Source organism: Rhodococcus sp. UFZ-B548, from assembly GCF_903819475.1.
Taxonomy (GTDB): Bacteria; Actinomycetota; Actinomycetes; order Mycobacteriales; family Mycobacteriaceae; genus Rhodococcus_F; species Rhodococcus_F erythropolis.
Genome location: NZ_CAIJDS010000006.1, coordinates 180,233 through 192,059, shown reverse-complemented (window position 1 = coordinate 192,059; position 11,827 = coordinate 180,233). Strand labels below are relative to the sequence as shown.

Annotated in this window: 11 protein-coding genes; 5 read left to right on the top strand and 6 right to left on the bottom strand. The window is 63.3% G+C overall.

Annotated elements, in window-relative coordinates; translation table 11 throughout:
* Positions 1-70 precede the first annotated feature (70 nt).
* The 3 genes from H7C86_RS08945 to H7C86_RS08935 form a co-directional block, all read right to left on the bottom strand.
* A complete protein-coding gene (locus tag H7C86_RS08945; protein ID WP_021333139.1) occupies positions 71-409 on the bottom strand; it encodes a DUF6802 family protein in 339 nt (112 codons plus the stop codon).
* 133 nt (positions 410-542) lie between these two features.
* Positions 543-1,883, bottom strand: coding sequence for a hypothetical protein (locus tag H7C86_RS08940; RefSeq protein WP_259349072.1), 1,341 nt, complete (start codon positions 1,881-1,883; stop codon positions 543-545).
* Positions 1,876-2,772, bottom strand: a complete 897-nt coding sequence (locus H7C86_RS08935; protein ID WP_041814701.1) for a GTPase domain-containing protein — start codon at positions 2,770-2,772, stop codon at positions 1,876-1,878. The genes H7C86_RS08940 and H7C86_RS08935 overlap by 8 nt, the downstream gene beginning before the upstream one ends.
* Positions 2,773-2,971: 199 nt before the next feature.
* Between H7C86_RS08935 and trmB the strand changes: the two genes are divergently transcribed.
* From trmB to H7C86_RS08920, 3 genes are read left to right on the top strand one after another with little or no spacing between them, the layout of a single operon-like run.
* Complete coding sequence (trmB, locus tag H7C86_RS08930) at positions 2,972-3,730, top strand: tRNA (guanosine(46)-N7)-methyltransferase TrmB (protein ID WP_019747110.1); 759 nt, start codon at positions 2,972-2,974, stop codon at positions 3,728-3,730.
* Positions 3,727-4,434, top strand: a complete 708-nt coding sequence (locus tag H7C86_RS08925) for an NYN domain-containing protein (RefSeq protein ID WP_003945733.1) — start codon at positions 3,727-3,729, stop codon at positions 4,432-4,434. Before trmB ends, H7C86_RS08925 begins: the two co-directional genes overlap by 4 nt.
* Positions 4,435-4,444: 10 nt before the next feature.
* Positions 4,445-7,366 (top strand): MMPL family transporter, encoded by a 2,922-nt coding sequence (locus H7C86_RS08920; RefSeq protein ID WP_182261424.1) that lies wholly within the window; start codon positions 4,445-4,447, stop codon positions 7,364-7,366.
* A 1-nt stretch (position 7,367) separates the two neighbouring features.
* Here H7C86_RS08920 and H7C86_RS08915 read toward each other — a convergent pair whose 3' ends face one another.
* Positions 7,368-9,212 carry a DUF2339 domain-containing protein gene (locus tag H7C86_RS08915; RefSeq protein WP_069147048.1) on the bottom strand — a complete coding sequence of 615 codons (1,845 nt, stop codon included), beginning with the start codon at positions 9,210-9,212 and terminating at the stop codon, positions 7,368-7,370.
* A 137-nt stretch (positions 9,213-9,349) separates the two neighbouring features.
* A complete protein-coding gene (locus H7C86_RS08910) occupies positions 9,350-9,922 on the bottom strand; it encodes a TetR/AcrR family transcriptional regulator (RefSeq protein WP_019747106.1) in 573 nt (190 codons plus the stop codon).
* Positions 9,923-10,072: 150 nt separating this feature from the next.
* Here H7C86_RS08910 and H7C86_RS08905 point away from each other — a divergent pair, with 150 nt between their 5' ends.
* Entirely contained in the window at positions 10,073-10,600 is a 528-nt protein-coding gene (locus H7C86_RS08905; protein WP_069147047.1) for a cupin domain-containing protein, read from the top strand.
* Between the two features lie 35 nt (positions 10,601-10,635).
* A complete protein-coding gene (locus H7C86_RS08900; RefSeq protein WP_019747104.1) occupies positions 10,636-11,088 on the top strand; it encodes a MaoC family dehydratase in 453 nt (150 codons plus the stop codon).
* A 4-nt stretch (positions 11,089-11,092) separates the two neighbouring features.
* Here the strand turns inward: H7C86_RS08900 and H7C86_RS08895 are convergent, their stop codons facing one another.
* Complete coding sequence (locus H7C86_RS08895) at positions 11,093-11,812, bottom strand: DUF1707 domain-containing protein (protein ID WP_029254571.1); 720 nt, start codon at positions 11,810-11,812, stop codon at positions 11,093-11,095.
* Positions 11,813-11,827 lie beyond the last annotated feature (15 nt).

Here is an 11,827-nt window from a genome sequence, read left to right as displayed (position 1 = left end):
TCGGGGCCACGAGCCCCATCAACTACCGGGCACCCCGCTCAAGCGCGAAGAGCCCATAAACGGAACCTTCTCAGAGCGCTCCGGCATCGATTTTCTGCCACACGAGGGCGCCTTCGTCGTCTCGACTGCATTCCCAGGCCGAGTAGTCGCCGTCCGACTCGATCATCGTGAGGCGATCGGCACTACCGTCGCGATCGAAGTCGGACACGATCACGACGTCGTCGTCGGAGTGGACGACACGGCTGTCGACCGTTCCGTCACCGTCCAAGTCGAAGGCGTCGAAGTTCAGGTCGCCGGCATCGACCGGTCCCGACGAGGGCCCGAAGGTCTCGGGCTCGATACGCCCAGGATCGAGCGCTTCGGCTTCGTGCCCGTCGATGTGTCCGGCCGTGATCAGAAATGCGTCCATTACTCCCCCTACTGGATGGTGACCTACTGCTTCGGCAACCCCTACCGAAACCGTCCGCTCAGTATTACCAGACCCCGACGATCAGTCGAGGCCGAAATTACGACGCTGTGGAGAACTCTGCACTCGCGGAATGTCAGTAGGCGGCGTTCAAAACGGCGAGGTCGCGCTCGCACGACGCCAGTTGCCCTGATCTGGCCGCGGCAAGCTCGCGAAGTTCACCGTCGATCTCCACGATTCGGGCCTGCGCCGACGCCACCTGCTCGCGACTCTCCGCCATGATCGCCGCTCCCAGATCCGCCTCGGCCTCGAGCAGAACACTCTGGACTCGCTGCTCCCACTGTGCGCGAACCGTCGACATCGATTCGACGATCCACGACCTGGAGTAGGCACGATCCGCCGTCAGCCCGCGAGTTCGCGCCAACCACCACGCCGCGGCGCCGCCCAGAACCAACGTCACGGGGATACTCGCGAACTCCAAGGCCGGAATCATTTCCAGCGGAGTCACCGCGATACGGCCGAGGCCGAGACCCGCGGACGCGCCGACAAGAATTGTCACCCGGTCCTCGTTTCCGCGCTGACGTCCCGGCGGGCCCTCCGGAATCCGTGGGGAAGGCATGTACCCGGTCGTGCCCGCCACTTCCACCGCTGCCGCCATCGCGGCATCGAACACCCGGGTGTGATGGTCGACCTCGTGCTGCAGTCGCGTCGGCACGCTACCCAATTCGGCTCGCGAGGCCACATCGACCCAGGCACGTGCCCCCGCGACCGTAGCCCGGGTTGCCTCGGCGATTTGTTGTGACAGATCCCCGCGCGCTCGCTGCAGTCGGCTTCGCACCTGCACCAGGCGTTCGCCTCGCCGGCCGTCGCGGTCTGCGAGCAGCTGCGATCGCTCGGCCCGCAGTTCGGCACCAGGAACGCTGTCACGCAGATTCCGGATCTCTATCTCGATCATCCGGCGCGTCTGCGCGATGACACCGGAATCCGAACCGCCTGCTTCCCTCTGCCGTGCCGCCCGGCTGACGACCGAAACGAGCGACTGCTCTTGACCGGGCGCAATCGGGACCACCGGGGCCTGAGCAAAAGCAGTGCAGTGCGAAGCAAGAATCTCGGCATCACGCCGGCGCACCGCCTGCCAGTCTCGGTAGACGTCGACGCGGGTCAGCGCGACCACCACCGGGATTCCGCTCTCTGCAGCGTCGTCGAGAAGAAGAAGATCCTCGCGTCCGATCACACTGGCGGCGTCGACGACCAGAAGTACGACGTCGGCGTCCACCTCGCGTGTCACTGTCGAACAGTCATCAGAAGCATTGAACATCCGGGCGACGTCTTCCCGTCCACACCTCGGTGGGCCGACAACGTAAATTCCAGTGCCACTGGATGTTTCGGCGGCGATCTGGCGACCCGGATCGGATGCCGGATTCCATCGCTGCACCACGCGCAGCACCGAATCCGGAAGTACCGAAACGCTATCCATCGGTCACCGCCGGAGCGGAGCGATCGCCCCCGAGCTGCGCCCACCGACGCACATACCCGCGACGAATCAGTGAGACCCTTTGTTGCGGAGCCTGTTCCGACTCGTCCACGAGCTCGCCCCACCACCGGCTGCATGTGCCCGCGTCGTCGGCGGTACGAGGATCGGGAGGCTCGCCTTGACGCAGGGCTCGAATTTCGGGGCTCATCATCGCCGCCGCGGCGCCGAACAACACCGCGGAGTCCGAACTCAGATACAACTCGATCTCGTCCCTGCCCGCAGCGCTGCGCGAGGCAGACCGCCTCAGCGCCGGGCCGATCTGCTCGACCCTGCCCCACCACTGCGCCTCCAGAACAGGTCCGAGAGCCGCGAACAATTCTTCGACGCCGCGCCCGGTCAGCGTCTCCACCGGAACCGTGGGCACGCCGACGGTCTCCGAGATCTCCGCGGCCCGTCCCAGCGCCTCGTCCCAGCGCGGCCCGAACAAGTCAGCCTTGTTCGCAGCGACGACCACACGATCGGAAACTCGGGCAATGGCTCGGCCGTCGACGTCGCGGACCGCGTCGACCACCACGTAGACAACGCAACGACGACCCAGATCGGGGTTCGACGTTCCAGGGACGTCGAACGCGCGCGACTCGGTCACCACAACCGGTGCGCCGACGACTCTGCGCGAGAACCGGTCGTCGCGCCCCAGGATCCGCGCCAACGACGACCGCCCCACCCCGGCTCGCCCGGCGACCACCAATTCGAGCGGCGCGCTCAGCGATCCGAGCACCGAGTGAACCGCCTCTGCGGCTCCCGAATCGATCGACGTCAGCCGATATGCCAGAGCGCGCAAGTGGTCGATCGGCTCCGCGCAGGCGTCGTCGATCGATTCTGCGGGCAACATTCTTGACCAATTACTGCATGCAAATCCTGTGTTCATCCCCACCCCACGTCCCCATCGTGTCGGTGAGATTCTGTCAGGTTCTCGGCAAGGACGGCAGGTGACACCACTCTTTCGCTGGCTGTCCGAAGTCGGCTGTTTCAGGACTTTCCGCAGAAAGTCTCAACTCAAACTTCAGACCCGTCTGCGCTAAACGGGGGTCATGCGTGACAATGGGTTCGTGAACGAAGCCGATCAGCATGCACCGCAGACCCCTGACACGGGGCAGACGGACCACGCCAAGGGGTCCCGTCTCCATCCGAGAGTGACCAGCTTTCGCTCTCGCCGGGGTGCGCTGACCGACGCGCAGCAGCAGGCTTGGGACCGTCAGTGGCCGCTCATCGGCGCCGACGTCTCGGACACACCGCTCGACGCGAACGCCTGGTTCGGACGCGAGGCACCCCTGATCATCGAGATCGGTTCGGGTACCGGCACCGCGACGGCCGCTATGGCCAAGGCGGAACCGCACGTGAACCTGATCGCGATCGAGGTGTACCGCCCGGGGCTCGCGCAACTTCTCCAGCAGGTCGAGCGTGAAGAGATTCCCAACGTCCGCGTACTACGCGGTGACGCGATGGACGTACTCGAGAACATGGTCGCCCCCGAGTCCCTGACGGGCGTCCGGGTGTTCTTCCCGGACCCGTGGCCCAAGGCCCGCCATCACAAGCGTCGCCTCCTGCAGGGGCCGACGTTCGCGCTGATCGCCAACCGCCTCAAGCCCGGCGGAGTCCTGCACGTGGCAACCGATCACGCCGAGTACGCCGAATGGATCGAAGAAGCCGGCAATGCCGAGCCACTGCTGACCGCACTCGACTGGGAGTCGCCGATGACCCACGAGCGTCCGGTCACCAAGTTCGAGGACAAAGCCCATAAGGTCGGTAGTGCAATCACCGAGCTTATATGGGGGAAGATCAGAGCATGAGCGTCAGCGAACAGCTATCCGACGACGTGACGTCGTCGGAATCTCCTCTCGACTTCGGTCGTGACTCCCGCCACCCCAAGCGGGTGCTTCTGGTCTGGGACGCCCCCAACCTCGACATGGGCCTCGGCGCCATCCTCGGTGGCCGGCCTACCGCCGCCTACCGGCCACGATTCGACGCTTTGGGTCGTTGGCTGCTCTCTCGCACCGCCGAACTGTCCGCACAGAACAGCGGCACGCTCGAGCCTGAAGCGACCGTCTTCACCAACATCGCGTCCGGCAGCGCCGACGTCGTTCGTCCTTGGGTCGAAGCCTTGCGTAACGTGGGTTTCGCGGTGTTCGCCAAGCCGAAGGTCGATGAAGACAGCGATGTCGATTCGGACATGCTCGAGCACATCGCGCTCCGGTACGGCGAGGGCCTCGCCGGAATCATGGTCGCGTCCGCCGACGGCCAAGCGTTCCGCGAACCTCTCGAGGACATCGCAGCAACCGGTATCCCGGTCCAGGTTCTCGGGTTCCGTGAACACGCCAGCTGGGCTGTGTCGTCCGATATCTTGGACTTCGTCGATCTCGAGGACATCCCAGGTGTCTTCCGTGAGCCTCTGCCACGGGTAAGCCTGGACACCCTGCCCGACGAGGGCGCCTGGTTGCAGCCGTTCCGACCGCTTTCTGCCCTGCTCATCGGGCGAAAAAGTGTTGCCGAGTAGGAGTTGATCAGTGTTCGCCAGCTGGGGAAGCATCGTCTATCGAGCCCGCTTCACCGTCATCGCTGTCATGGTGGCGGGGCTCCTCGGGCTCGCTGCGTACGGCCTGAGCCTGCAGGATCATCTCAGCCAGAGCGGCTGGGACGATCCGGGGTCGGAATCGGTAGAGGCTGCAAAACTCGCTGACGGCACGTTCGGACGCAGCACGACGGGTGACGTTCTGGCGCTGTACACGGCGCCGGAGGGCAAGACCGTCGACGACCCCGAGTTCCAAGCGAAGGTCATCGACAATCTGCAGCGGCTCGTCGCCGACAACCCCGACCAGATCATGAAGATCAACGGCTCGTACTTCAAGGTCGACAACGGTCTCTCGGTGGCGGCCCTGGCGGACAAGACCAAGCAACACGCGGTCACCAGCATCGCGATCGCCGGCGACAACGACACCGCGGTGTCCAACAACTTCCGCGACGTCGAGTCGCAGTTCTACATCGACGGCGTCGACGTGCAACTCGCCGGCCTGCAACCTGTCGCGAATTCGCTCAACGACACGATGGCCAACGACATCAAGCGCATGGAAATGCTCGCAATTCCCGCCGTCGGTGTCCTGCTGTTCTTCGTCTTCGGTGGCGTCGTCGCTGCGGCCCTCCCGTTGATCGTCGGCGGTCTGACCGTCATCGGCGCCAACGGCATCATTCGACTGATCACCAACTTCACCGAGGTCAACGCGTTTGTTGCGCCCGTGGTCTCTCTGGTCGGCCTGGGTCTCGCGATCGACTACGGACTGTTCATCGTCAGCCGTTTCCGAGAAGAGATAGCCGAGGGGTACGACACCCCGACCGCAGTACGCCGAACGGTCATGACGGCGGGTAGAACGGTCATGTTCTCGGCGACCATGGTTGCCGTCAGCCTCGGCGGTCTGCTGTTGTTCCCGCAGGGCTTCCTCAAATCGGTGGCTTACGGCGCCATTGCTGCCGTGATGCTTGCCGCGATCTCGTCCATCACGATTCTTCCCGCTATTCTCGGCATTCTCGGCAAGCGGATCGACGCGCTGACCTTCAAGAAGCTGCGCCAGACCAAGACCAACGAGGAAATCGAGAACGGTTTCTGGGGCAAGCTCACCCGCTGGGTCATGCAGCATCCGCTCAAGGTCGCGGTCCCGATCGTCGCGGCTCTACTGCTGATGATCATTCCGCTGACGGGCATCAAGTTCGGCGGTATCAACGAGACGTACCTGCCCCCGGACAGCCCCACGCGTGTCGCGCAGGCGCAGTTCGACGAACTCTTCCCGGGCAATCGCACCGAGCCCGTTCGACTCGTCATCGAGGGAGCGGACAACACCACTCTCGGTCAGATTTCCAAGACCGCAAACGCTGCGCCGGGTCTGGTCGAGAAGTTCACCCCGGAGGTCGCGACCAAGGACGGGGTCAACGTCCTCAAAGCCGGTCTGACCGAGCGCAACGAGGCACGTCCCACCATCGACTATCTGCGATCCGCGGATTGGCCCGAGGGCACAACTGTGCTCGTCGGCGGTACTCCGGCCATCGAGCAGGACAGCGTCGACGCGTTGCTCGACCGTCTGCCGCTGATGGTCGTATCGGTCATCCTGCTGACGACGCTGCTGATGTTCTTGACGTTCGGTTCGCTCGTCCTGCCCATCAAGGCTGCGTTGATGAGCGCGCTCGGCCTGGGTTCGACGCTCGGAATCTTGACCTGGATCTTCATCGACGGCCACGGTTCCGGTCTGTTGAACTTCACGCCGGGACCGATCATGTCTCCCGTCCTGGTGTTGATCATCGCGATCGTCTACGGCCTGTCGACCGACTACGAAGTGTTCCTGCTCTCCCGCATGGTCGAAGCGCGAGCGCAGGGCGCGAGTACTACCGAATCCATCCGAATCGGCACGGCACATACCGGCCGGATCATCACCGCTGCCGCACTGATTCTGATCGTGGTCACCGGTGCATTCGGCCTGTCCGATCTGGTGATGATGAAGTACATCTCGTACGGCATGATCTCCGCGCTGATCATCGACGCCACGCTGATCCGAATGTTCCTGGTCCCCGCGACCATGAAACTGCTCGGCGACGACTGCTGGTGGGCCCCGGCCTGGATGAAGCGGATCCAGCAGAAGATCGGGCTGGGTGAGCCGATCCTCGACAACGAACTTGTGCTCGCAAACGTCCCGCAGATCGCGCCCGTCGGTGCGATCGCCGGACCGGGTCAGCCGCGCAAGATCGAAGCGGCCTCGCGGGTCATGCCGCCGCCTGCCCCGGCTGCACAGCCGGAAAGCGGACCTCGTGTTCCCGATCCTCTCACCGAGCCCATTCCGCTCAGCGAAATGACGATCAAGGCACCGAACACGGATACACCTGCCGCGGAGAAGCCGGCACCGCGACGTCGTCTCGATATCGGGAGTGCAGCCAGCGCGCCCCAGAACTTGATCGAGGCACCGGTCCCCAATCCTTCGTACCGACCGCAACCGAACACCACCGACAAGCGGAGAAACCCGACGCCCGCTGCGCCGGCCGAGCGTCCCATCGAGAGTTGGTTGTCGGACCTGCGGGCTCGGGAACAGACTCCCCCGGCCTCACGTCCACTGCCGGTGGTCCGGACGCCTTCGCGTACTAACGGTTCGGTAAGCAGCGGTTCAGGTACCAACGGCTCGAGCCGGAATGGCTCTGCAAACGGTGCTACCAACGGTTCTGCAACAAATGGCGCTGCAACAAATGGCGCTGCAACAAACGGCTCGGCCCCGACCTCGGTGGAGGCGACCCCCCAGTCGCCGCCTCCACCGACCGCTCCGGAGCGTCGTCCCACCGAGCCCCGAGTCTCGGATGCCTCTGACGGCGACGACAACGCCACCGGCAGGCACCGACCTGACGACGCAGGCGCCATCAGTGTCAGCGAGCTCATCGCTCGCCAGAAGCGAAGCTGACTCATGATCCAGAAGCGGAGCTGACCTGCTCCTGCTTGGCGAAGGCTCGTGCATAACGAGTCCCGACCAGCAGGAGCAGCAAGCCGACCACCAGGAAGGCAGCGCTGCGCACCAGCCCACTGAGCGTGGCCAGGTCGAAGAGGAACAGCTTGGCCACTGCCGCGCTGGTGAGAGCAAGACCAGCTCCGAGCAAAACGCGAGCGTGCTGACGGTTGTTCAGGCCGAGCACCAGCGCTGACGTGGCGGCAAGCATCCAGACGATGGTTGCAACGCTGTGCCCGGCAACAAATCCGGTTGCACTGTCGAAGATTTCGACGCCGGACGAGACGAGCGCACACGTCACCGCGTAGAGGACACCAAACCCTGCGGCCGCCCATAGAACCGCCGCATTCGAATCGGCGATCAACTTCAGTCGGTGAATCGCCCACACCAGCATCACCAGTGCACCTATCGCCGTCAGGCTCGAGAGTGCAGTGATCGCACCGAGTTGCATGGATGCGGCACGGGCAGTCGTCAACGCTTCCGGCGGAACCGTCGTGAGGTATCCGATCGATCCGATTGCCGCAAAGGCGGTTCCGAGGGCGAAGACGAAGCGCGAACCTGCATACAGCGAGACTCCGAGGAAGATCATGCCGACGGTGAGGACCAGCGGTACGACCAGAGATTCCGTCGCCCCGGACAAGCAGCACAGCAACAATGCAAGAGCGCCGGTTGCGCCCAGTCCGAATCGCAGTTGCGTCGGCAAAGGCTTGGCCGCCGCTGCAGCGGAAAGTAGTAGTGCCGCAGCAATTCCGTACAGCACTGCGGATTCGGTTCGCCCGAGCACGGCTCCGACGCTCATCAGCGGAAGAGACGAGACAACAAAGGTAGCGGTGGACCACGCCCCTGCAACTCCGCCGCGCGAGGGCGAACCCCTCCACTGCACGGCCATCGCGCAGCCGGCCCCCACGATTGCAACCACGCCGGCACTGATCACCAATTGCACTGCACTGTTACCGGATTCGCTGAAGAATGCATTCGACGCTATCGCTACGAGCAGCGCGAGAACCACCGGTACGGTGCGCGCCATACCCAGGTACTTCCAGTCACGACCGAGCTGGGCGGAGAATGTCGCCGACTGGATCGCGAAGAGGAAACCGATGAGGGTCAACGATATTCCCGACGTCAACACGGGAGCCAGCACCGCTGCGCCCAGAACGATCATGAGCGCCAGTGATTCGGAATCCCATTTCACCGCCAAAGCAACGCCGGCCGCGGCAATCCCGAAGGCAATCACCACCGCGAGCGGCGTCGTCACCCAACCGTAGAGAACCGAGGCCGCGACGACGTCGAGGTACATTCCCGCAAAACCGGTGGCGGCCAGAGCAATCGCTCCCACTTTGCCGCCTGGTCGTCCGTGGACCCGCACCCCGGCAAACACCAAGGCACCGGAAAGGAGTGCGCCACCGAGCACCCGCAGCGGCGGTCCGAAGAATCCGGCCTGCGCTGCAAGTACCAGCAGCATCACGACGCCGATCAGTGTGACGGCTACACCGGCCGCGGCCAGGAGTCGACTGATGACCCCGTCGCGTTGCCACCAGGGCTGGCGAGGTGCGGCAACCGGATACGTCGGCGGCTGCCAGGTGGGCACGTTCTGCTGAGGACGCGTTGGCGGCATCTGTGGCGCCGGAGCTGCGGGTGCCGGAACTACCGGCATGGGCGGGGGCACAGTAGCCGAGGCCAGCTGAGTCTGCAGGATCGACAGGTTCTGGCCCATGTGACGCAACTGTCGGCCGATGCTGTCGCACTCGGCCGAGAGGGCGGTCACCAGTCGCGGATCGACGGCGGAAGAACTCGGTGTGGTCATGGCTACGAGCTTGCTGCGTGGCCGAACCGATCAGATGAGTAGTACTACTCGATCAGCCTGGGGACTTCTCGTATTCAACTGAGGACACCTTCGACTGACAGCACCATCGACCGACTGCATCATCGACCGACAGGGAACTATCGCCGAGGCGCTGCATTCCGCAATCGTTCGGAGAGCAACCGACCCGAAGTGTGAAGCGGAGCGGGATCCTGACGCGCCCGAGCGAGGACAAGCGCGCCCTCGAGTGCGGACAGAGCGAGAATTGCCTCGGACTCTGCGTCTTCGCGGGACCAACCGTCGGCTTCGAGGCGCTGAGCCAGCAGCCCCAGCCACGAGTTGTACCCGTCCGCACAAGCACCACGGATGACCTCGGATTCGGTTGCGGCATCCAGTGTTGCCGTAGCCAGGGCGCATCCACGTTCGTAGTCCGAATCCGACAAACGCGCAGCCAGTGCGGCAGCAAATGCCGAGATCGCGGTGGCGGCATCGGGTGAGCTCTCCAGGAGATGCCGGATGAAATCGGCCATTGCCTCACCGCGTCGCCTCAGAGCCTCGCCTGCGAGTTCTTCCTTGCCACCGGGAAAGTGAAAGTACAAGGACCCCTTGGTGGTCGCGCTCGCCGAGAGCACTTCCGACACACCCGTTCCCGCGTACCCCTTCCGCTGCAACAAGTCGGCAGCGGCATCGACCAACAAATCCCTCGTAGACATAAGTTCAACATACCGATCAGTACACATATCGACAACACTTGAAGTGCATAAATAGCCAAAACCTTGCATCACTAGACCGATTGGTACATGATTCGAGAATCGAAACCGGAGCGCAGCCAACGACGCTCACGACGGCAAAGGACCAAATCGATGTCACCGAATTCCGCAAACCACACCATGACGACCGTCCTCGGGCCGGACGTAGATCTTGCCGGGACTCTCGCGGCCACCGGCGTCCGGATGATGGTTCGAAGCAAACAAACCGAGGGGGGATTCTCTCTTGTACAACACCGCATCGCGCCGCATTCGATGACCTCACCGGTCCATCGCCACAGCCGCGAAGACGAGTACACGGTGGTTCAAAGTGGCCGCGTCGCAGCGATGGTCGGAGACGAGGTCGTCTACGCGGAGACTGGCGCCATGATCTTCAAACCGCGTGGCCAGTGGCACGCCGTGTGGAATCCCGACGACGCTCCAGCACGGATTCTCGAAATCATCACTCCCGGAGGGATGGAAGACCTGTTCGAACTGATGCCGAAACTACTGGCCGAAGCTGGTTCCGCCGCGGAATCGGTTGCAGCGCGGGTAGAAGCAGATTTCGGGATCGAATTCGATCTCGTTGCCACCGCCGAGATAGCACAGACGCACGGTGTGGGATTCGGCATCGAAAGTCACTGACCGACTGCCAGCACCTACCGATCAAAGGAAGATTCATGCTTGTACTCACCGGAGCAGAAGACCTCAGCGCCAACCTGAACCAAGAGTTGGGCGTCAGCGACTGGCACGATGTCACGCAGGAGTCCATCGACGAGTTCGCCCGGGTCACCGGCGACGATCAGTGGATTCACGTCGATGTGGATCGCGCGAAGGAGTCACCGTTCGGTGGAACGATCGCGCACGGCAACTACACGCTCTCACTCGGCCCCATGTTCTCGTATGCGATGTTCTCGCTCGAGGGTTTTGCGTTTGCTCTCAACTGCGGATTCGACAAGGTCAGGTTGCCTGCTCCGCTTCCGGTTGGCTCTCGCGTCCGCATGCGTGCGACGTTGAGCAAAGTCGAACCGATCAATGGCGGCGTCCAGATCACGGTGACCCAGACATTCGAACGAGAACACGGTGACAAACCCGTGTGCGTCGCCGAGATGTTGACCCGCGCGTATCACTGAAAGGTCAGGAGCCGAACATCTTTCGGATCGTGGTACCGAAGGGATGCTTCGCGGTGACACTGCCGAATCGCACCTTGCCGTGCACCACCAGGTGCAGGGGACCCATCTGCGGGCCGGAACGAACCTTGTTCGACGCGCTTCCCCCGACTGCCTCGACACCGTTCATGTCCACCGTCGCCTCTTCGGGAACGATCAGTGAAATCGAACTGGCGTAGTCGTCGATCGAGATGTTCACGACCTGCGTCTGCATCACAGCGCGCGTGAAATCGATAGTCACACTGGACATTCTGGTATCGACCACGACAGCGGGAGGAACGATCCATGCGCCGTTCCGCGTCACCGTCGCCATTCGTCCACGAATCACGGCAGCATTTGCCGTTCCGTAGTTACCGACTACCGGAGCCCCGACGGGAGCGCGGTAAGGCGGGCTCGGGTGAACCGGCGGCGGCTGGGGTTGGTATGTCGGCGCAGGATACGGCTGGCCTTGGTACATCGGCTGACCTGCATTGGGATACGCGGGTGGGTCGTAGTCGGAGATCAGCGTGATGCCCGGAAGATCGGCGAGAACCGAGTTGAGCTCACCTCGCGTCTTTGCAGCCAAGGCAGTGTCCATGCGCTCGGTGAACTCACCGAGCGAGAGCATCCCTTGACCGACAGCTTTCTGCAGCAGCTCGCCGACGTGCTCTCGTTCGGCATCGGATACGCGTAGATTCCTGGCCTCCATGATTTCCAGGATAAA